The 21,541-nt window shown below is 55.2% G+C and carries 18 protein-coding genes; 9 read left to right on the top strand and 9 right to left on the bottom strand.

Going from position 1 to position 21,541, the window contains the following annotated elements; all coding sequences use genetic code 11:
- Positions 1 to 275 precede the first annotated feature (275 nt).
- Positions 276 to 638 carry a DUF6124 family protein gene (locus FGA82_RS19530; protein ID WP_141128342.1) on the top strand — a complete coding sequence of 121 codons (363 nt, stop codon included), beginning with the start codon at positions 276 to 278 and terminating at the stop codon, positions 636 to 638.
- Positions 639 to 831: 193 nt separating this feature from the next.
- On the opposite strand, the gene FGA82_RS19525 is transcribed toward FGA82_RS19530, so the two are convergent.
- The 3 genes from FGA82_RS19525 to FGA82_RS19515 form a co-directional block, all read right to left on the bottom strand.
- Positions 832 to 2,751: a UvrD-helicase domain-containing protein gene (locus FGA82_RS19525; protein ID WP_141128341.1), complete on the bottom strand. Its 1,920-nt coding sequence runs from the start codon at positions 2,749 to 2,751 to the stop codon at positions 832 to 834.
- Complete coding sequence (locus tag FGA82_RS19520) at positions 2,736 to 4,823, bottom strand: ATP-dependent nuclease (protein ID WP_141128339.1); 2,088 nt, start codon at positions 4,821 to 4,823, stop codon at positions 2,736 to 2,738. Before FGA82_RS19520 ends, FGA82_RS19525 begins: the two co-directional genes overlap by 16 nt.
- A 500-nt stretch (positions 4,824 to 5,323) precedes the next feature.
- Positions 5,324 to 6,124, bottom strand: a complete 801-nt coding sequence (locus FGA82_RS19515; protein WP_141128338.1) for a 2OG-Fe(II) oxygenase — start codon at positions 6,122 to 6,124, stop codon at positions 5,324 to 5,326.
- Between the two features lie 267 nt (positions 6,125 to 6,391).
- On the opposite strand from FGA82_RS19515, the gene FGA82_RS19510 reads away from it, so the two are divergent.
- Positions 6,392 to 7,363 carry an AraC family transcriptional regulator gene (locus tag FGA82_RS19510; protein WP_141128337.1) on the top strand — a complete coding sequence of 324 codons (972 nt, stop codon included), beginning with the start codon at positions 6,392 to 6,394 and terminating at the stop codon, positions 7,361 to 7,363.
- 169 nt (positions 7,364 to 7,532) lie between these two features.
- Here FGA82_RS19510 and FGA82_RS19505 read toward each other — a convergent pair whose 3' ends face one another.
- A complete protein-coding gene (locus tag FGA82_RS19505; RefSeq protein ID WP_141128335.1) occupies positions 7,533 to 9,452 on the bottom strand; it encodes a tyrosine-protein phosphatase in 1,920 nt (639 codons plus the stop codon).
- A gap of 548 nt (positions 9,453 to 10,000) precedes the next feature.
- On the opposite strand from FGA82_RS19505, the gene FGA82_RS19495 reads away from it, so the two are divergent.
- Positions 10,001 to 11,584: an EAL domain-containing protein gene (locus FGA82_RS19495; RefSeq protein WP_141128333.1), complete on the top strand. Its 1,584-nt coding sequence runs from the start codon at positions 10,001 to 10,003 to the stop codon at positions 11,582 to 11,584.
- Positions 11,585 to 11,646: 62 nt separating this feature from the next.
- Here the strand turns inward: FGA82_RS19495 and FGA82_RS19490 are convergent, their stop codons facing one another.
- The 3 genes from FGA82_RS19490 to FGA82_RS19480 all read right to left on the bottom strand — a co-directional run bounded on the left by FGA82_RS19490 (position 11,647) and on the right by FGA82_RS19480 (position 14,305).
- Positions 11,647 to 11,913, bottom strand: a complete 267-nt coding sequence (locus tag FGA82_RS19490; protein ID WP_122660612.1) for a hypothetical protein — start codon at positions 11,911 to 11,913, stop codon at positions 11,647 to 11,649.
- Between the two features lie 107 nt (positions 11,914 to 12,020).
- The gene (locus tag FGA82_RS19485; RefSeq protein WP_141128332.1) at positions 12,021 to 13,460 is read right to left on the bottom strand and encodes a hypothetical protein; all 1,440 of its coding nucleotides are present in this window, start codon (positions 13,458 to 13,460) and stop codon (positions 12,021 to 12,023) included.
- The gene (locus tag FGA82_RS19480; RefSeq protein ID WP_141128331.1) at positions 13,457 to 14,305 is read right to left on the bottom strand and encodes a hypothetical protein; all 849 of its coding nucleotides are present in this window, start codon (positions 14,303 to 14,305) and stop codon (positions 13,457 to 13,459) included. Before FGA82_RS19480 ends, FGA82_RS19485 begins: the two co-directional genes overlap by 4 nt.
- Positions 14,306 to 14,398: 93 nt before the next feature.
- Here FGA82_RS19480 and FGA82_RS19475 point away from each other — a divergent pair, with 93 nt between their 5' ends.
- From FGA82_RS19475 to FGA82_RS19460, 4 genes are all read left to right on the top strand, one after another.
- Positions 14,399 to 15,010, top strand: a complete 612-nt coding sequence (locus FGA82_RS19475) for a hypothetical protein (RefSeq protein ID WP_141128330.1) — start codon at positions 14,399 to 14,401, stop codon at positions 15,008 to 15,010.
- A 61-nt stretch (positions 15,011 to 15,071) separates the two neighbouring features.
- Positions 15,072 to 15,815 carry a hypothetical protein gene (locus FGA82_RS19470; protein ID WP_141128328.1) on the top strand — a complete coding sequence of 248 codons (744 nt, stop codon included), beginning with the start codon at positions 15,072 to 15,074 and terminating at the stop codon, positions 15,813 to 15,815.
- A 281-nt stretch (positions 15,816 to 16,096) separates the two neighbouring features.
- Complete coding sequence (gene tspO, locus FGA82_RS19465) at positions 16,097 to 16,537, top strand: tryptophan-rich sensory protein TspO (RefSeq protein ID WP_077572574.1); 441 nt, start codon at positions 16,097 to 16,099, stop codon at positions 16,535 to 16,537.
- The gene (locus FGA82_RS19460; RefSeq protein WP_141128327.1) at positions 16,537 to 17,514 is read left to right on the top strand and encodes an alpha/beta hydrolase; all 978 of its coding nucleotides are present in this window, start codon (positions 16,537 to 16,539) and stop codon (positions 17,512 to 17,514) included. The genes tspO and FGA82_RS19460 overlap by 1 nt, the downstream gene beginning before the upstream one ends.
- On the opposite strand, the gene mug is transcribed toward FGA82_RS19460, so the two are convergent.
- Together mug and FGA82_RS19450 are read right to left on the bottom strand one after the other, a co-directional pair.
- A complete protein-coding gene (mug, locus tag FGA82_RS19455) occupies positions 17,502 to 18,017 on the bottom strand; it encodes a G/U mismatch-specific DNA glycosylase (RefSeq protein ID WP_141128326.1) in 516 nt (171 codons plus the stop codon). The genes FGA82_RS19460 and mug overlap by 13 nt on opposite strands.
- 8 nt (positions 18,018 to 18,025) lie before the next feature.
- Entirely contained in the window at positions 18,026 to 18,649 is a 624-nt protein-coding gene (locus FGA82_RS19450) for a TetR/AcrR family transcriptional regulator (RefSeq protein WP_141128324.1), read from the bottom strand.
- Positions 18,650 to 18,918: 269 nt separating this feature from the next.
- On the opposite strand from FGA82_RS19450, the gene FGA82_RS19445 reads away from it, so the two are divergent.
- Both FGA82_RS19445 and FGA82_RS19440 read left to right on the top strand, forming a co-directional pair.
- Positions 18,919 to 20,049, top strand: a complete 1,131-nt coding sequence (locus FGA82_RS19445; protein WP_141128323.1) for an HlyD family secretion protein — start codon at positions 18,919 to 18,921, stop codon at positions 20,047 to 20,049.
- A 6-nt stretch (positions 20,050 to 20,055) separates the two neighbouring features.
- Positions 20,056 to 21,534 (top strand): DHA2 family efflux MFS transporter permease subunit, encoded by a 1,479-nt coding sequence (locus tag FGA82_RS19440; RefSeq protein ID WP_141128322.1) that lies wholly within the window; start codon positions 20,056 to 20,058, stop codon positions 21,532 to 21,534.
- Positions 21,535 to 21,541 lie beyond the last annotated feature (7 nt).

Below are 21,541 nucleotides of genomic sequence, written 5' to 3'. Positions count from 1 at the left end.
TACGCCAGAATCCGCCGGCTTGTGCGCCTTGGATGCGGGTTCTATTGTGGTTCGGTCACTGAATAGCAGTGATCGGGTTTGGTAGCCCGGCATACCTGTCGCATCGCAGATCTATTTGCACGGACGTCTTCGTCCGCTGTTTATGGTGGCCATGCGTAGGGCGTCTTCGGACGCGCCGGGTATCCAGGTGACCGGTCTACCAACCTGCGTTTGGCCACCACCCTCGTTTGGTAGCGAAAGTGATGGCTCCACTTTTTCATTCTGGAGTTTCATCTATGTTCAAAATAACGCCGAATCCGCCCGAAACAGATCCGATCGCGGGCGACGAAACCCCCGACGCAAAGAAATTCTACGAAGCCGTGGATCGTGCCCTCTCCCATTACCTCGGCCCGGCCCCCGAAATCATGGCCACCCCGTACCAAACCAACACGATGTTTATCGCCAATCCGAAAACCAAGACTGAAGAACTGCTGGTGAATGCCAGCGAATCACTCGGCTCGGCTTCGGTGATGCTTGGGGATGTGATCGGACTGGTTCACGGACCGGCACGCAAGACACTGCAAGGCATTGCACAGGTGGTAATGCTTGGGGAGTTGGCGGTGAATCGGGCGTTGGATAAGGTGGTGCCTACGGAGTAACGAAAATTCCTCCATGACGGTCGGGATGCCGTCATGGAGGTTGATCAGACATGCCCACCAACATTGAAAATAAATCCGCCCCGTTTTTCTTCGCCCCACTTTCTCTTCTTTTTTCTTACAGAATGCATCGACTTACAAATTCTCGCGCGGTGCAGACTCAATCACTGAGATCCGCCCAACAATGGCGCACCTATTAGACTTGATCTAAATCAATCACATTAACTTCACCAAATAATTGTTTAGCTTTCTTTATTACGGCAGCCGATGGTTCGGGATAATAGAACGCGAGATTTCGCTTTGCACGAGTACAACAAACATACACAATTTTGCTAGTCCGCGCTATAACCGTATCTTTACCTTCACCAACAAAAAACGCCTCAAAGTTATAATTATTCCAACGCCCATTATCCATGACGACCAGAACATTATCAAACTCTCGCCCTTTCGTTTTATGCTGAGTTGAAAAAGGCGTTTTACCATCCACGTACTTGTATAAATTCTGAAACTCTGAAAAAGGCAGCCTAGACACTTGACCATATACATAAAGCCTTTGCTTCACGAAATTATTTAGACGATCATCCCTTCTTACCAAACCTGTCGCATGCGCTTGACTTATGACCTCTTCGATAGTTTTATTTTCCAAGCTGACCAAGCTAATTATTTCATCTTGAAGTTTAACCTTATCCTCCTGGAATAGAATTTTTAAATCCGTCAACCTCATAAACTCGCTGAAATCAGCATCTTGGTACAGCTTAATAAGTGATTGAATTCTATGTAGATGCTTAATCAAACCATCTCGAGTTGTCCCTCCACCACCAAGCATACTTTGATCTGCCTTCAAATCATCAATCAGCATATCCTTATCAATATAAAGTGATACCAAATCAAGAAACTTCAATGATAACGCCAGTTGAAAAGGTTCAGGATGGGCATCAAAATACGCCACTTGGCTATCTGTCGGACGAACTTTTTTAAGTTCATTCCCCGTTTTACCTTGCGTCATATCTTCAATAACATCTTTCAAAGTCTTATCTTCAGGATCGTATCTGGGTACAGTAGCCTTGACAATAGCCTTCAATCTACCAACATACTCTAGAACCTTATCCCCATCATAAATTCTCATCAACTCAGGAAAGCCAGCTTTCGTGGCAATCAAATTATGCGTAAGATTTAATTCCTTTGTTTGTAAGGGAGAGGCACTCCACTGAAGATAATCCCTTGCAACTTTAATATCAGCAATACTCGAATAAAGAAATTTTGCGGAACCAACAATCGGATTACCATTTTTCATATTAGGAGCATTGTGGTCATTCGAAGGTGCTTGAATCAGGCCATCGGTGCGAAACTTATTTGCCAGATCAATGACTGATGTGGGATTTCTTCTGTTCTGTTTTTTCTTTATTTCAGTCACACAAGATTTGCCTGCACCTTTATAAGCTTCTAGATCACCTATCCCTTTATCGTAAATCGATTGCATTGCATCACCAAAAAAACCCACTATGTTTCGTCTTTCCGTGCATGCTAGGTGTTCAAGAAGAATTTTCACCACTAGCGGACTAGTATCCTGATACTCGTCCACCAAAATAAATTTATACTTATCATTAATTATTCTACACAACTTCGGATAATTCAAAAACATGGCATGTGCCAGCACCGGAATTTGATCGTGCGAGACAATCCCCCTCCTCAACTTTACATATTCCTTATACTCAACATCCTCCTCTATACCGCTAACATCTTCAGCCTCCCCTGAATCCGAAACCACTTTAAAAAGTGTTTGCGCCTCATCATTTATAAGTACAACAAGAGTTTCTTTAAGCTCCGCTTGAAAATGCTTAATACTTGACCATAAAAAATCATGAATTGTCGAAACACGAAGATTTTCATGACTCGCCCTATGCTCCACCTCATGTGCGGCAGCATTTGTATAAGTAATACAAGCGATTTCAGCAAGAGGTTCCTGTTCGATGAGGCCTGCAATAGTTTCGACCAGCGTATAGGTTTTTCCGCTTCCAGCCCCGCCGCTCAACAGAAAATTTTTCCCTTCTTTCGCGGCAGCTAGGATCTCGTTGGTTTCGTCGCTGTAGATACGATCAATTAACCGCGCAGCCATTCTAACCCCTCCTGAATATATGCGGGCGTCTTCCAATTTGAAAACATTGAATCATTCGTAGCGACACTATTTAATAAAATATCGATAGCTAAAGCAGCCTTTTTATCTACAGCTTTTTCCGCAAACTCATAATGAGTATGAACCCCATCTATATAAAGATTAAAATGCTTAGCTATCAGCGACGGAAACTTTGTTGACTCGGAACCCAAGAAACCCTTATTTATACTAAAAAAAGCGTCTTCAAAACTTCGACCTCGATAGTTTCCTTCTTCCGTCTGGAATCCAACGAACAGCGTTCCTTCCTCGTTAGGGGACCAGCCATCTAAATACGCCAATGTCTTATGAGTCCTCTGCAACTCGAGGAAAAACTTAATATCCTCCCTTTTCTTCCCATAGAAAAAGCAGAGAGCATTATTAGACGTATGATCAGCTTTAATATCGAGCGGAGGGCATTTTTGAGTAGATTTTCTTTCTTCCCCCTTATCATTTAATTCAACAAGTGTTTTCCCTGTATCTATATCAGTAAGAATAAGGGTTTTAATTCCAACAAATCGAATGAACTTTTCAAAAATCTGCGAATGCGCACCAACTTCAACTAACGAAATATTCTGCGAAAGCAACGCAGAAACCCCTTCAACTGGATATTCTTGATCTAGTTTTTTCATCATAGCTGGGAGCAAGATTTTCTCTGCATCCCCTTCGACCAATATAGCTTTATCAGCAAAAAATAGTTCCGCCCGGTGCAGAGTTAGATATTGCTTCAAAAATCGAAAGTGCGCAGCACCTTCTTTCGGATTCGCGTCTAGGTAGTCATCCTTTAGATTTTTAAGGCTTTTGCAGCGCACTTCACCAGCAGACTTCTTCATATATTTAATATCATCAAAATCACACTCAGCGACAATATGAGAAGAATGCGTACTTATCACAGTCTGAAGATTTACATTTATCCCATCCTCTCGCTTCACGCCCTCCGCCAAAAGATTTTTTATATTTTTAATAAAAACATATTGCATTTGAGGATGAGTATGGGCTTCAGGCTCTTCAATGAAAAGCAAATTTACGGCCGCCGGTCTTTTATTGATTGCTCGCCTAAAGGAAGTCATCAACAGATCAATTTCAAAAATCATACTGATCAGATTCATGTACCCCAAGCCATTAAAATGCTCCGGGAGATTATGATCTTCATATCGATAAAGAACTGTTGTATTACCCTCAAGCAACTCTCTGTGCTGCAATGTCGAGGCTATAGTTAGTGAGGTTTCCGCATGAGAAACCCCACCAAACCTCTCTACACTGCCCAAAAGCTTAGCAAACATACTCTGATAAACCACACTGAGGTCTTTGTCTGCACTCCTTAGCTTTTTCTTGAAAATATTTACGGTATCTTTTTGCTCCTCAGTCTCTTCCGTCCTTTTATATATTTTGGCAGTTTGCCCTGAAAGGGTTTTATCATTATCTTTGTTCGTAACACTTCGCTTAGCACTAATCGATCGAAATGAGAGCACCTCCTCTAAGGAGATCTTTTCCTTGGTTAAATCTGTATATTTCGTGCAATCACCACTAAGGTAACTTTTACGCACTATGCTTCCAAAATACTTACCATGCCACTCAGAAATATAGAGAAGAACATCATTATCGTAGTTATCACGCTCTTCCTGAAATGCTGTGTAAAAATCGACGACCTGAGCATGCGCGAGCTTATACTCGAAGCCAAGATTAATTAGATAATCTTCTGGATCAAGACTCATAATGAGCGATGATACCTGCCCTAAATCATCCGATTTATCGTACACAATAGTAATTTTCAGTTGCATACCAACGGGATCATACTCATCCTCCGCCGGAATAGGATCTTCCCCGGAGACCAACCTACTAAGTCTATCTCTTAGGCTTACATTAAAATCATCGATAACTATCTTGTACTTTTCGACAACAAACTTCTCAAGCGCTGACAAAAGAGAAGTCTTGCCAGAATTATTCTTCCCTATCACCAGTGAAAGCTCATCCTCCAAGTCCAACGAAAATTCTCGAAGAAGTCGAAAGTTACTAATCTCAATTTTAGATATTTTCATTATATTTATCGCTATAGTTGACGAAAAAATAACGCTTAAAAACAGCCAACAACTCACGGAGCAAGCGAAAATAATCTTTGATTTCCCATATCATCCAACGTCCTTCTGCAGGCGGAAATGGCCCTTTGACAGTCGTTAACTAAAGCAGATTTTTTCACCCAGGATGGGTCGGACAGGTCGTTATTTTCGACCATGAGGAAAAGGATAGGAAAATCCAGTAGCCCTGACGGGTACAAATCTGCTTCCCGCCTGGAATATTGAACAGTTTTCGACAACCGAAGTGATCTATCCCACCTAAAATCGATGCAATGGTGGATCTACACCCAACGCTTAGCGGATCGACGATTGATGGATGTGGCGAGCACGAATGGAAAGGGAGGTTGAGTATTGCTTAAGAAACAAGGGTCGTCCGCTCCGGACAACAGGGGCCTTTTCTCAATTTCCCACGCCACTCGATCCGCAGAAAGTCCGATGCATCATTAAGTGCAGATTCTCCTTCATCACTTCGTTCTGAAAACCTTATTCACGTAATACCTCAAACTCCACCGATCCTTCGGCCGCGGCTTATAGTGCGTTTTATTCCTCTGCCCCGGCTCCCCTCCCACCCCACTCGCCGTGTAGTAATAAAGCGCAATCGACCGCCGCGTAATGCCTTCCGGCGTAGTCAACGGCTCCGGATGCCCATGGTTACTATCCTTATCCGTATTAAAAATCACACACCGGTTATAAACCGGCAGCACCTTCTTCAGGCAGTTCTTCATCTCCACATCCCAAAGCTCCAGGTTGCCGCCGTACGCCCCCTGCCAGTCCTCGGTCAGATAGATGATCACGTTCAGCCGCCGCTCAACGTTTAGCTTTTTGTTCAGCCGAAAATCCGAGTGCACGCCGAGGAAACCGCCGGTTTTGGTTTCGTGTAATCCGCCGCCGGCGAAATAAGGATCGGGGATCAGGCCTTGAATGCCGGTGAGTTTTTCGAGGAATTCCAGCATTGGCGCGGAGTTGAAGATGTTGAAGACGTTCTTCAGGTATGGGCTGCAGGCGTTGGGGCTGATCTGGCGTTTGAGTTGGCCTTTGTAGCCGCGCTCGTAGATTTGTTCGTTGTTGGTCGGTTCGACCGGGAAGTGTTCGCGGATGCTGGCGATGACGTCGGCTTGCAGGAAGTTGTCGATGACGATGTGCGGGAATGGCGTGGCTTGGGTGTATTCGTGGGTCAGTGATTCGCCGAAAGCGCTGGCGGCGTTTTGGTCGAAGTCGAGTTCGGGGGACAGGGTGATGGGGAGTGTTTGCGTGTTGGCTTGCATTGCCGCTCCAAGTAACTTGAATGCTTTCATGTCATGTCAAACAGGGCCAAGCCCTGGAGGCGTCGCCACTATTTGTTTGCTGAGTACAGATGCGAGCAGGTTGCCATGTCGGCCATGGCCTGCCGAGTGTCCTTTGCTTAAACGTGGCGCGGCGGTGTTACGACATGTTTCTGACTGTCACAAACGCGTCATATTTCCTCTGCTAATCTCCTCGGCGCCCTGCCCTACACCCCAGTCCTAGAGCCCCCAACCGAAGGTGCCGCCAAGGTGTTTCCGACTCCCGTTCGCCAGCAAATCATCCTGCGCTCCGACAACCTCCGTTCGGACGACTTCGGTGCACTGTTTTCCAGATTGTTTGGCAATCGCTATGCCGACAATCCGCCGCTGCCGTCGAACATCATTATTGGCGGTGTTTACGGGCGGCACGAGGGCGTGAGTTTTCGGCGGATGCATTATCACGGTGATTTCACCGTCGCTTTCCCCGATCCACAGGATGAGATCACGTTCGTCATTCCCACTGCTGGCAAGATCGTTTTCAACCATGCCACCGAGTCTATCGGTATGTCGCACGTGGGGTTGGCGATCGATAAGGCGGATATCCGTTCGATGCACTTTCTGGATGATCACGCGCATCACGGCATGTCGATCAATCGTCACCAGCTCACCGAGCGGCTATCGGCGCTATTGGATAAACCGATTCTGCAGAAGATCGTTTTTGAGCCGAGCGTGGATCTGAATTCGGCAGCGTTTAAGGGGATCAAGGCGTTGATTGATCTAGCCACAGGCACTGAGTTTGATCTGCTGATCAATAGCGGGACGTTAATGCCGTCGCGGTTGCGCGAGATGTTGATTGATGCGGTGTTGGAGGCGTGGCCGCATAACTTTTCCGAGGCGTTGCGGCGGCCGACGGCGATGGTTGCGCCGAGGCATGTGAAGTTGGCGGTGGAGTTTATTCAGGCGCATCCAGAGCAGTTGGTCAGTGGTGTGGATCTGGCGCGGTTGAGCCATGTCAGTCAGCGCGCGTTGCAGGAGGGGTTTCGGCGGTTTGTCGGGATGTCGATTGTGGCGTATCAGCGGCAGGTGCGGCTGGAGCGGGCTTATGAGGTGTTGAAGCGGCGGGGTTCGGGGTCGGTGACGGAGGTGGCGTTGCGGTTTGGGTTTAGCAATGTGGGGCGGTTTTGTCGGTATTTTCAGGGGGCTTATGGGGTGAGCCCGGCGGATTTGCGGGGGCGCGGCTGATCGGTTCGTAAGTTGGAATGCTAATTGTGGGAGCGAGCTTGCTCGCGAAAGCGGTAGTTCAGTCGATGTTGGTGTTGGCTGATCTGGCGCTTTCGCGAGCAAGCTCGCTCCCACATTGGGTTTTGGGGTGTTTGTTGGAGTGGGGGTCATCCTTGATCCCGTGTGTCTTTTAGAAGGCGTAACTGGCCTTGAGGCCGCCGTTGAAGCCATTGCTGTGGCCGCCGCCGTTGGCGCCGACTTCTGCGCCGAGGCTCAGGGCGCCGAGGCTGGCCATGACGTTAACGCCGCCGCTGAACTGGTCGCGGTTGTCGAAGGCAGCGCGTTGTTCAATGTCGAGGCCCAGCAGGTGGCTTTGGCTGTCGACCTGGTTGTCGCCCAGTGTGCGTTCGTAACCGACTTGTACGCCGGGCACCAGTTGCCATGCGCCCATCGTCACCGGGGCGAAACCGACGTTGAGGTTGGCGACGGCGCTGCGGCGCGTGGCGCTGTTGTCGTCGACGTCGAGGGACAGTTCGCTGCCCTTCTCTTTGAAGCCGTTGAGGTCTAGGTGGCTTACTCGGAAGCCCAGGCTCGGTTCGAAAGTCATGCCGTTGACCGGGCCGCGGTAGCCGAGAGCAACAGTGGCACCGGTGAGGTTGCCGTGGCTGTTGCCTTTTGCGGTGCCGAGGCCGCCGCCGAGATTGCGTTTGCTGTCGTAGTCGACGTAGCCGGCGCTGGCATTGGCGTCGAGGAACAGGCCTTGTTCAAGGCTGGTGAAGCCGTAACGGGCGCCGACGTTGAGGAAGGTGAAGTCGGTGTCGGCTTCGCCACCCGCGCCGCCGACCGTGCCTTTGCTGTAGCCGAAGCCGCCGCGGGCACTGAGTTGTTCGCTGAAGCGCTGGGTGATGCCGACCATCAGGCCTTGGCTGTGTTCGTTGCTGCTGTCGGCGTGGGCCGAGCCGTCGGTGCCGAGGTAGCCGGCGAGCGCGGTGGTCCAGAGGCGGTATTGGCCAACCTTGAGGTCACTGCCGCTGGCGAACGGTGCGGCGGCTTGTTCGATCATTGCGTTTTGGCGCAACAGGTAGCTGGCGGCGTCGGCGTGAACCTGGCCGCCGACCTGCGATTCGACGCCGCCGAGGGTGCCGGCGTCGATGGCCGATTGCAGGTAGTAGTTGTAGGCGCTGTAGGTGCCGGACAGGCTGGTGTTCTGCAATTGGCGAAGCAGTTCGGCGCCAGCGGCGGCGTTGCCGATCAGCCCGGCCTGACCCGGCAGGCTGTTGTATTCGACCAGTTTGCCGCGCAGCACGTAGATGGTTTCCTGCGACAGGCCGAGGCCTTGTTTGAGGTAGTTGTCCATGCTGCCGTATTCGGCGGTGACTTCGTCGAGGCCGGCTTGCAGGTAGCTGGCCTGAACGCCGAGCAGTGGCGCGTAGATTGAGGCCATGCTCGGCGGTAGCGCTTTGAGGGTGGCGGCGACACGGGCGGCGGTATAGTCGTTGGTCGCCAGATAGTTGGCCATGATGGTCGCATCGTCGACACCGGCGATACTCTGCAACACAACGGCGGTCCAGCCGGTACGATCCTTGCCGGCGGTGCAGTGGAACAGTTGGGCGCCGTCGGTGCTGGCCAGTTCGTTGAACAGTTGGTTGAACTGGCCGCGCATGCCGGCGTCGCTGACGAAGGCGCGGTTGGTCTGCTCCATCATGGCGATGGCGTCGGCGGCGCTGTTGAAGGAGATAGTGGTGATGTTCGCGCCGGAGGTGGTGGAGCCGATGATGTCGATGTTCTGGTAGGTCGCGCCGCTCAGCATTGTGTCGGGGGTCGCGGCGATTTCACTGGGGGTGCGCAAGTCGTAGACCGCTTTGATGCCGAGGCTGTTTAGGGTCGTCAGGTCAGAGGCCGTTGGAGTTACCGCATTGGCGCGGTAGAACACGCCAGCGCGCATGGTGCCGTCGTGGGCGGTGGAATACGCGGTGGTGGTGCCAGCGACATCACGGAAATTGTCCATGCCTTGCAGGCGCGGCGTGTCGAGCAACACGGGGTCGGCAGCATGGGCGGCGGCGATGGACAGGCTCAGTACGGACAGCGAACACAGAAGACGTTGAAACACAGTGCAGCCTCATTTCGGTTAGCGTTGGGCTGCCTACTATCTGCACCGGATTTAGACCGAATATGACAAATTCACGCCGCACGAAAATGCCTGCGCGAATGGGCCGTGGGGTGCGTGAATTGTCCATTAGGCGGAGGCTGAAGTTTGAGCGGCGACACTGTGGGAACTGGCGTGCTCGCGAAGGCGGTAGATCATTGAGCAATGATGTGACTGGTCCACCGCTTTCGCGAGCAGGCTCACTCCTACAAGGGTACTTTGGGCTGCTGGGATGTGTGTTTTGCCACAAGACCTGTGGGAGCGAGCTTGCTCGCGAATGCGGTGGGTCATTGAGCGATGATGTGTCTGGTACACCGCTTTCGCGAGCAAGCTCGCTCCCACAGGGTTATTCGTGGAGCTGAAGATATTGGCCCTCCCACAGGGATTGAAAGCCAGCAGTGAAATAGTTGATCCACAGCAATATTCGCCCACCCCGGCGGCGATATTCTGGTGTGGCTGGAAACAGCCGTGCTGTGCGCACGTCACAGGCCTTGAGGCCAAGGTGGCGCTAAATGAACAAAAAACGCATTGTCTGGAAGAGCATTCTTCTGGGCCTTCCGTGTGTCTTGCTTCCGGTACTTTTAATGGGTTATGTCGCCTGGATGTTGAATCTGGCGGCTGCGCAACAACGTCTGGAAACCCTCGCTTCCGTCGCCTCCAGTCGCGCCCACGGGACTTTCACTGAAGCGGCCGGCGCGCTGAAATCCATCGCCAGCTCCCGGCTCGCACCGTGCACGCCGGAAAGCATTGACGAGATGCGTCTGTTGACCATCAACACGCTCTCGGTAAAGTCGATCGGTTACGTCGAAGAAGAGATTTACGCCTGCGGTTCGTGGGGTGCGGTCGGACAGCATGCGACGCCGTGGCAGGAAGACTTCATCACCTCCGACGGCGTGCGCGTTTCGCTCGGTGTGCAGTCGCGCATCGTCGCGGCCAAGCCGATGATGGCCCTGCAATACGCCGCGTTCAATGTGCTGGTCGATCCTCAGCAGTTCCTGCGTGTAACGCTCGATGAGGATCTGCACCTGGCCGTCGGCACCGCTGCCGGGCAACTGGTCAGCGCCTCGCGCCCCGGCGCGGAACACTTTCTCGCTCGGGTGCATTCTGGTCCGCACTCGGGGCTCGACGACGGTTACCTCTACACCCTCGTGCACAGCGGCGACTGGGTGGCGATCGCCGCGCTGTCACGCCATGAGCTGATGCAAGGCCTGGTTCGCAGGGAAATGCTGATGCTGCCCATCGGCGGTTTACTCGCCGGCCTGCTGGTGTTGCTGATCGTGCGCCGCACTCGCCAACGCCTGTCGCCGCTGGCCGAACTGCAACTGGCGGTGCGTAATCGCGAGTTCGTCGTTCACTATCAACCGATTATTCGCTTGGACGACGGCGCCTGCGTTGGCGCCGAGGCACTGGTGCGTTGGCAGCACCCGGACGGTACGCGGGTCTGCCCCGATGCGTTTATCCCACTGGCCGAGCACAGCGGTTTGATTCTGCCGATCACCGATCAAGTGATCGACCATGTGATGCATGATCTCGGCCCGTTGCTGGTCAAGGAACGCAGCCTGCACGTGGCAATCAACCTGGCGGCGAAAGACGTCAGCAGCGGGCGCTTTCTGCCGAAGCTGGAAGCCGCATTACGCCGCGCCGATGTGCAGCAACAGCAGATCTGGCTGGAAGCCACCGAGCGCGGTTTCGTCGAGATCGACGCCGCGCGCACGACAGTCAATCGCGCCCGAGAGCTGGGTTATCTAGCGGCTATCGATGATTTCGGCACCGGGTTTTCCAGCCTGCAGCATTTGCAGCAACTGCCGCTGGACGTGCTGAAGATCGACAAGTCGTTCGTCGACAATATCGATCAGGATGCCGCGACCGGCACCGTGACCGGCCACATCATCGAAATGGCCAAGAGCCTGCGCCTGCAGATTGTCGCCGAAGGCATCGAGACCGAAGCGCAGCGCGATTACCTGCGCGGTCAAGGAGTGCAGTTTGGGCAGGGTTGGCTGTTTGGCAAGGCGATGCCGGCGGGTGAGTTTCTAAGCTTCTATCGAGAGTGCGCGCACTTGGAGCACGATGCGCTGGAAGCAGCGATACCCGTTTAAGCGCGCATAAACACCCGCACAAACCCATCTTCGGTCACGCGATGGGCTGCTGATAGTCCGCTTCAGTTGGTCTGGCTGACAACCTTGATGTCTGTAATCCCTACCCGCTTGGCCTGCTCGAGAATCTCCTCGGCCGTCGAATCCGCAGTGGGCATGATCAGGCCGTTTTCCGCGTCGCCCAGGTGCAACTCCAGCAGATGCATAGCGGCCTCGTGCTCGGCTAGCTGCTGTTCTTTGAGTTCAAGCAGAAAGGTACGAGGCTCGCCGTTGAATCGGTAATCGATGTGATAGGTGTACATGATGTCATCCGCATCAGTAGAAAAAGGCACTGATCATCCTGACGCAGCAGTCAGTTTTTAGTTCAATCGCAAAGCGAAGCGGTCAGACTTCCCCGCGATTCAAGGGAAGTCTCGACGTGGTCGTGTTGTTGTTTTTTTCAACTCATCATGAACGCATCCAGTTCCTCATGGCGGGTAATCAGAACCGCAGGCGAAACGCCCAGGGTCAGCGCCAGTACTACGCTGTTGTGCAACAACTCGGTGTTTCGCTCGATATCAAACGCGGCGGTCATCAGATCACCCAGATGATCGAATGCCTCAAGGATGTCCTGCACGACGGCTTGGCATTGCCGGTCGACTGTGGCCAGGTATTCGTTCATTCGTGCATCCAGGGTGGCCTGAATCCCGGCCGATTGCCCTTTGAGGAACTCAGCAAGCATCTTGCCAGCCACGGAGCCCACTACCGCGCCGATCACGGGAACAGGTATCAGAGCCTGTCCGGCGGCCGTAGCGATACCGACGATGGCCGACTCTGCGCAGACAACAGTGCCCAGGCTAATCAACTCGTCCAGATCAATCCTGCCGGCGTGGTAATCGACGATCAGCGTACTGACCCCTTTCGCGGCGCTGACCACAGCGCCGGCAAAAGGCGCAGCCATGTTTGCATAGTTGGTCATGAGGTAGATCGAGCCGCCGGCGATCGCCCCGCCGATTGCTGCCGTGCCTGTATCGATTCCAACATCGGCCCAGTCCTGCGCGTTGAAATCACCCTTGAATACGTTTTTGCCTTCCTTGTATTTGGCGTACAGCGAAGTGGTCAACCCGACGGCACCTCCCACCGCACCTGCGATCGCGGCAGCCTGCGCCGCGCCAGCCAATGACGGGCCGTTTTCGCTGCGAATCTGTTCCTTGCGCTGATCATTGCGGTCGGCCAACGCATTCTCTTCCCGCTCAAGAGTGTCGAACACCTTGCCCTGTTGCGGGTCCGCGTAGTTCTGCAGGCTGGGTTTGACGACGTCCTGGAAAGGTTTGCCAGACGCCTCCTCGATTTCCTTGACCTTTGCCAGGATGGCCCTGACCGACTTATCGTTCAGAGGACCGGGATCACCGTTGATGACACGGGTGATGGTTTCGAACTGGTCCTTGGGAATCTGGTAAAAAGAGCCGTCTCTACCGAACGTTTCGTACTTGCTCATATGCTCAAGTACTTCGCCGAGCCCATTGTTGGCACCGTTGATGAACTTCGACTGAACCGCGATACCGTCCAGCAGGAAGTCCTCAGGTGCCGTGCGGCCGACGCCTTCGAATGTCGCAACGAGGTCGCCTTGTTCGACCAGCGAGCGGGCATTGCGCACCCCCACTTCAACCTGCTCGGCAATTTCTCCGTGTTTGGTCAGAGGGTTACCGAGAATCTTTTCGGGGGTTTTCAGAAAGGCGCGAACAATATCAATTTGCTCAACTGCTTTGTGCAGCGCTTCATCCTGACCGTTCAGCAACCGGGTAGTAGTGTTGATACGAATGTTGTTGATTCCGTCCACCAGTTGCGCACTGATCTGGTCGCGGAACGTACCTGTCTCCGTCTGATTGAGCGCCATCATTCAGGCGCCTTGTTCAATAATTGAGAAAGCGAGTTCATATGATTGACGAGCGCGCCGAGCATGTTCTTCTGATCAGCATTGAACAGCGAGTAGTTGTTTGGAGCGGTGCGCGTCAAAACACCCAGCAATACATCCATGCCGTCGGCGTGTTGCACGGTGCTCGCGATCATCCGGTCTACCCATTGTCTGGCGACGTTCAATGTCCGGGTGGAGGCTTCGATCTGTGCACGATGCTCGGCAGCCTCCTCGGCGATTTTTCGGTTTTTGCTCCGCGCATACAGACCGCCGCCCACAATGGCTGCGCCACCAATGCCCCAGCCAATGGGACCTGCCAGCGCGAGCAATGCCGATCCTGCAGACATTCCGCCACCGCCCGCTGCCAATGCACCTCCGCCCAACCAGGCAAGCGCAGCGTTGGTGGCGGCGGCGCCCGACAGCCCGGAAATCGCCGCACCGGTGGAAGCAGTGCCGAACGTGGTAGCAACTGCCATCGCGGCCGTCGGTGCGAACGCTGCTGTACCGACACCCGCCGCTACACCAGCAGCCGCCGACGAGCCGGCCGTGAATTCGACCTTGGAGGCTTCGATGTTGAGCTTGTTGACCAAGCTACAAAATGATTGCGCCTCGGCCCTGAAAGTCCCAAAGGACTTTTCAAATTCCTTGGGTGAGTTGGCCAGGTGGTTGATGAACGTCTCGACCGATCTCATCAATTCGGTACTGGCGCGGTGGCGCACGGTATGCAGACCGGTACAGGCTTTCTCGACATCGTCAGCGACAAGCGTCTGACGATTGCGGGCCTTTTCAAGTTGCTCCAGCGCGTTTTTTTTCAGATCCCCATTGAACATTGAACGAATTCCGTCTCGACTGTGGCAAAGTGCCACATATTAATGGAATCGACAGATATGGCAATTAGCCTTTAACGCCTGACGGCAGAGCAGTTGCGCATTTTTTACAGGGAGAACGAGATGGGTTTCAGGGCGCCTTCAAATCAGATAACGGTGGTGTATGCGGACGGATACGTCAGTGCCGCCAACATCATCGAGGCACGAATCCAGGCGTTTGCCGGGTATACCAGCCGTCTGTGGGATGTCGGCTTTTATGATGCCAACAAGGCCACGCTTGACAGCGATCAGCGGGTCATTTTTCTCGGTGGACCAGATGAGAATTCGGCGGCCGCCGCTTACGCAAAAGTGTTTTCGAATCAGGAGAAAGCCTTCGGTTGTGTTTACTCCATCGCCGGTTCCAAAGCGCTGATTTACCCCACCGGTGAGGCGCCGGACGATTCGCTACAACCGGACGACTCCACTCATTTTTATAGCGACAGCTGCGGCAACACGCGCTCCAAAAACAGCTTTGCCTCACTCTCAGGCATCGAATCGTCTTCGGTGTATCAGGCAGTGGCCGGTGTTTTCGGTGGTGGCCTGTTCAACCGGATGCTCAAACCGAAAGTACCCACGCGGCAGGAGCAACTGGAAACCGGTTGCGAAGAGTTCATGCAGCAACGATTCGCCCGCTGGGTCAATTTTGACGCGACCCGAGCAACGCCCTGATATCACTCATCCGTGGCGACAGTAGACCAACGATGCAAGGGTTTTCCCCCGAAGGAGCAATATGACAACGCTGAAACAAGCTGAAGACAAAATGGAAGTTGACGCAACGCTGCGTGAGGCTTATCTCTTCGAGGCCGCGAACAAAAAGGTGATGTTGATCGCCGTGACGGAACAGTCCCGGCTTGGCCAGATCGAAGAAAAGCCTGACTTTGAGTACTATCGCGCCCGCGCAACCAAGCCGGGGACATTCAATAATCAGTTTGATCGATTCGGCAATTGCGTTTCGGTCACGGTCTGCCACCACACCCATACCGTAATGTTCGGTCCGACCAGTCAGATCCAGATGTACCCGGAAGGGCACGGTCTGGGCCCGGCCTTGATGGCCCGCGTCATCGACTGGCTGCATCGCAAAGGACTACAAAACTACGTCATTCAACCGGGCATGCTTTCTTCTCACACAGTCAATGGCGACAGTGAGCGCCTGCGCCGTAATCAGTTCTACATGAAGTTTGGGTTCGTGCTGAGCGGCAGTGACAAAAATGGTCAAAGCGCACAAGGTCTTGACGTGCTCAGCGGTCACTTCTCAGCGCCCACCGTCGGTGTCCTGAAGGTACAAAAGCCCTACCTGGATCGACTTGTTCCCTGCTCCGACTTCTATAGCAAACTGAGCACTGAACGGTATGTCGCACAGCAAAATGTCTGGGATATTCAGAGCCATGTAGCCTGGGCTAAAGGCAGCAGCTGGGCGGCACTGCTGAAGCGTATCGTGCTGTTCATCATGAACTCGCCGATCGACAAACGCTGATTCACTCGCTTAGCGGGCTTGGTTGATCGCCAAGCCTTTTGAGCCTCGTGTATTCAAATCCTGGATGTCGGTTGCAACCGTCAATCCCTCCCGTGCCCTCCCGCATCGACCGCTACGCTCAAGCCAGTCGCACGCACCACTGACGACTCGAAATCCGGTTCGGCTAATGTGTCGTCAACGCGCAAAGACTCTAAATCATCCTCATACCATGCAAACTTTTCGCGTCAGCAGGCGTCCTCTTCTTAAACCCCTTACCGGCTGATTTCAGCCAAGGACTGGCGATGACCTTCTTCATTTTTCTTCTGGCCTGCGCAGCAGCGGCAACCACTGGCGTGATGTTCAAACCGGGGCCGTGGTACGAAACGCTGAACAAACCCGGTTTTACCCCGCCCAATTGGGCGTTCCCCGTGGCCTGGACGATTATCTACCTGCTGCTGGCGTGGGCCGGTTACCGCTTGAGCCTGATCCCCGGCAGTCAAACGGTGCTGGCGCTATGGGCGGCGCAGATTGCGCTGAACACGCTGTGGACGCCGGTGTTCTTCGGCGCGCATCAGGTGTTGGCGGCGATGGTGATTCTCACCGTGTTGTGGCTGGTGGTCGCGGCGATGGTGGTGCTGGCGATACAACTGGACCTGATCACGGGGTTGATCCTGTTTCCTTATCTGGCGTGGCTGTGCGTGGCGGCGGCGTTGAATTTTTCCATCCTGATCAAGAACCGCTGATGAACAATGCCAATTGGGGTACTGAAACACCGTGGCCGCAGGGCGAGCGCGAGTTGAATGAGGTGCGGGCCTTCAACAGGAAGTTGGCCTGGCTGCCGCGCTTCAAGATCCGCAATCGCCTGACGCCGCGTTTGATTCAGGCGCTGTTACGCGTCAGCCAGATCGGCGGCTCAGGCGCGCTGCGCAAGTTTGGCCTGACGGCCGAGCGCAAGCTGATTGATAACGTGCCCGTGCGGATCATCCGCCCCAATGGCCCGGCGAAAGGCGTGGTGCTGGATTTTCACGGCGGCGGCTGGGTGATCGGCAATGCGCAGATGGACGACAACTTCAACGCGGCCATCGTCGATAGCTGCCAGGTGACGGTGATCTCGGTCGATTATCGATTAGCGGTTTCGACGCCGCTTGAAGGTCTGCTGCAAGACTGCCTCAACGCTACTAGCGGAATATTGCAAGAAGCCGAATTTGCCGGTCTGCCCGTGGTGGTGGTCGGTGAATCGGCGGGCGGTCATCTGGCGGCGGCGACCTTGCTGGCGCTGAAACAATGGCCTGATTTACTGCAACGCATCAGCGGCGCACTGCTGTATTACGGTGTCTACGACCTCACCGGAACGCCGAGCGTACGCAACGCGCCTGCCGACACGTTGGTGCTCGACGGCCCGGGCATGGTCGAGGCGCTGCGCCTGCTCACGCCCGAAATGACCGACGAGCAGCGCCGCCAGCCACCGTTGTCTCCGCTGTACGGCGACTTCGCCGGTTTTCCGCCCGCGCTGCTGTTTGCTGGCGAACTCGACCCGCTGCGCGACGACACCCTCGACATCGCCAGGCGTTGGGCGCAATCAGCGCCGGTCGACATGTACGTATTGCCCTCCTCACCTCACGGTTTTATCCACTTCCCCACGGCCATCGCTCAGGGCGTTCTGGCCTACAGTCGGAAATGGATTTCGGCGCACGTTAAGGCAAATCTTCAGCCCGCTTGAAAACCGGCTGCCCAGGCCAGCTGGCGATACGCCGCGACCAATTGTTCGAGGTTAAACGCCAGATTGCGTCCGCTGGGATTGGGCAACACCCAGACGGCCGCATGGCCGAAGGTCTCGGCCTGACGCCCCCAGCCAATTAGCTTTTTCCCGGACAGCCCCGAATAAGCCGCTTTGCCGAGAAAAGCCACATGCCCCGGTTTGTAGCGGGCAATCTTCTGTTCGAAATCAGCCGCAGCGGCGACAAACTCCTGCGCCGACACTTGATCCGCCCGCGCGGTTGGCCGGGCGACCACCGCCGTCAAACCGCACTGATATTGCAGAATCGAGCGGTCGTTTTCCGGGCGGACTTCGTCGGGTGTAAACCCGGCCAGATGCAACGTGCGCCAGAACCGATTGCTGCGCCCGGCGAAATGATGTCCCTGCTCCGCCGCCAGCAGACCGGGATTGATCCCGCAAAAGACCACTGACAGATCCTCCGCAAGAATGTCTTCGAGGGGGTCCATGAGCACGTTCAGCCGCAAATCACGCTGACGGCGTTGCGCACAATCGCGGTCAGCTCTTCACGGGATTTGCCCGCCCGCGCGCGGATCGAAATGCTGTGCAGCAGCGAAGAAGCGATCACCGCCAGCGCGGCCAAATCACTCTCGGCTTTCAGTTCGCCAGCCTCGATTGCCGTTTGCAGACGCGCTTGCAGATCAGCATCCAACTGGCTGAGGCGTGCCGACAGCACATTGCGGATTTCCGGGTCTTCAACCGCTTCGGTGGTCGCCGTGCCGATGGCAAAGCAGCCACGAGGTTGGCCGTCGCCCGAGAAGTAGATCGCCAATTGCCCCTCATAAAAACCGCTCAGCGCCTGGGCCAGGGTCAGGCTGTTGTCGGTCAGCGCGGCCTGCATGGCGGCGTGCGCGGTGTCCCAGTATTGATCCAGAGCCTTGATATAGAGCGCGTGTTTATCGCCGAACGCGGCGTACAGGCTCGGCCGGTTCATCCCTGCGGCGGTGGCGATGCTGTCGAGCGATGCGCCGGAATAACCGGTGTTCCAAAACACGCCAAGGGCCTGTTGCAACGCTGTTTGCGGGTCATAGGCGCGAGGCCGGCCGCGGCCTTTCCCTTCTGTCGGTTTATTTTGTGCCATGTCGTACAAATTCCTTGCAAGGATGAGAAGTCGCTCATATTCTTACACCATCGCACAAAATTAAGGAACCAGAAATTCCTTGGTCAACAGCTTTGTTGTGGCGCAGCTCGAATGGGCTGTAGCAACCACGAACAGCGGTAAGGAGCGATCCTCCCCCACCGCGCACGGATTTGATTTTTCGCAGCCATTAATCACGTCGCGGCCACAGGCGATTGCCCCGGTCGGCCCGATGTCCCGTTTGCGCTTCAGCATTTTGGATAGAGCAGATCATGACCCAGCCAATTGATCTCACCGCAGCACATGCCAGCGCCCAGCGAATCGGGGATCTGGCGGACGTCCCGTCGAAACAACCGCTCAAGCAAAGGCTGCGACCACTGTTGATGGCCGGCCTGCCCGCGCTGTTCGCGGTCATCGGCTACAGCCAATACCGGGCGAACGAGCCTTACGTCTCCACCGACAACGCCTATGCTCGCGTGGCCAAGGCATCGATCAATGCGCGGGTGTCCGGGCAAGTGGTCGAGATCGCCGTGGACGATAACCAACCCGTGCGCAAGGGCCAGGTGCTGTTTCGCCTCGACCCGCAACCATTGCAAATCGCGGTCGACCGCGCCGAAGCCCAGTTAGGCAATGCTCGCCTGCGCATCGACGGCCTCAAGGCCAGCTATCGCCAGCAGCAGGCCGAACTGCAATCGGCGCGGGCGTCGGCGGACTACGATCAGAAAGAATTCGCCCGCAAAAAAGCGCTGATCGCCAGCGAGTTCGTCTCGCGGGCGGCCTATGAGCGCGCCGACACCGATCAGAAAGTCTCGCGCCAACGCATCGCATCGATCGAGCAACAGATCGCCAGCACCGTAGTCGCCCTCAGTGGTGATCCCGACATCGCCATCGACCGACATCCAACCGTGCGTGAAGCCAAGGCTCAGCTCGACGAAGCGCAGCTTTATCTGTCCTACGCCACAGTGACCGCACCGGCCGACGGCATCGTGGCCAAGGTCGACGACTTACAAGTGGGCAATTACGTCAGCAACGGCAGCGCGGCGTTCGCATTGATTTCCGATCACGAGAGCTGGATCGAAGCCAACTTCCGCGAAACCCAGCTCAGCCACATGCGCCCCGGTCAGACGGCGACGATCACCCTCGACACTTATCCAGACCGGCCCTTCAAGGCCCACGTGATCAGCATGAGCCCCGGCGCCGGCGCGGACTTCGCCCTGCTGCCGCCGGAGAACGCGACCGGCAACTGGGTGAAGGTGGTGCAGCGAGTACCGGTGCGCCTCGAACTCGACGACGCTGACCCGGCCATGCCGTTGTTCTCCGGCACAAGCGCCACGGTCGAAGTCGACACCGGCCACCGCACGCCGTGGTGGTATCCACTCAAGTCGTTGCTCAGTGCGGGGTAATTCGTGATGAACGCCATTACCCGCAACAACTTGGCCGATCTGCGCGCATTGCGCTTTGTGGCGCTGCTGGCGACCTATCTGCAATCGATGAATCTGCCATTGCCCAATGCCGCCCTGCGCTTGATACAAGGCAGTCTGTCGATGACCGACGATCAAGCCGGGTGGATTTTCACGGCTTACCTGGCCGCCAGCGCGATCACCTTGCCGATCGCTCAGTGGCTCGCCGCCGCCTTCGGCTTGAAGCGGGTCTATCAGATTGCCCTGGTGCTGTTTGCCCTCGGTCTGTGGCTCGGCACGTTGGCGAGCACGCCGCTGGAATTCATCGCCGCGCGCATTCTGCAAGGCCTGGCCAGTGGCGTATTGGCGCCGCTGTCGATGGCGATTGCCATGGAGACCCTGCCGGCGCAAAAGCGTCCTGCGTTCGGCGCAAAATGGACAGCGCTGGTGCTGTTCGGCATCGTCAGCGGGCCGAGCATCGGCGGCCTGATCTGCGAGTACTTTGACTGGCGGCCGATGTTCTACCTCAGCCTGCCGCTGACGGCGTGCATCTTCCTGGTGGCGACGTTGCTGCTCGCCGAGAAAAAAGCCGAGCAGCGTCCGCCGTACGATTTTTTCGGTTTCGGCACCTTCACCCTCGGCATGATCGGCCTGCAGATGCTCCTCGACCGCGGCGAGCGCCTGGACTGGTTCGACTCCCTGGAAATCTGGATGCAAGCGCTGGCTGGCGCGCTCGGCTTGTACTTGTTTATCGTGCATCGGTGGACCGCCGAGGTTCACTTTGTCAGCAAGGCGTTGCTCGGCGATCGCAACTTCGTGCTGTCGACCGTAATGTTTTTCGCCCTCGGCTTCGTCCTGCTGTCGACCATGGCGCTGACCTCGCCGATGCTCGACGAAATCATGGGCTACCCGCCAGACACCACAGGGTTCCTGACAATCCCGCGCGGCATCGGCCTGGTCGGCGCGTTCCTGCTGATGGGTCGTGCGCCGAGCTGGATCGACACACGGGTGTTTATCGCCGCCGGTATCGCGCTGGTGATCTACGCCAACGGGTTGATGCTCGGTTACTCACCGTTGATGGACTGGACGCCCGTGGCGTGGAGCGGATTCATTCAGGGAGTCGGCCTCGGCGTGTTGATGCCGGCGCTGAGCAAGGTCGCGTTCAGCACGCTCAATCCGGCATTGCGCGCGGAAGCCACCGGCCTGTTCAACCTGATGCGCGTCTACGGCAGCACCCTCGGGGTGGCGGTGGTGCAGATCTTTTTCTTCAACAACACCCAAGCCATGCACGTCGCGCTGGTCAGCCAGTTGACGCCCTATCGAACGGCGCTGCCGACCTCGCTATCGGCGCTGGAAGGTCTGAACCACTTGGTGACCCATCAGGCCGCGTTCGTCGCGGTGATGGGCCAGTTCAAGATTTTGATGCTGGCGATGCTCGTGGTGAGCCCGCTGGTGCTGTTGCTGCGCAAACCGGCTGCGGCCGACTGATCTTTGT

Source organism: Pseudomonas fluorescens (assembly GCF_005938625.1).
GTDB classification, from domain to species: domain Bacteria; phylum Pseudomonadota; class Gammaproteobacteria; order Pseudomonadales; family Pseudomonadaceae; genus Aquipseudomonas; species Aquipseudomonas fluorescens_BD.
This window is presented reverse-complemented; position numbering and strand designations above follow the sequence as displayed.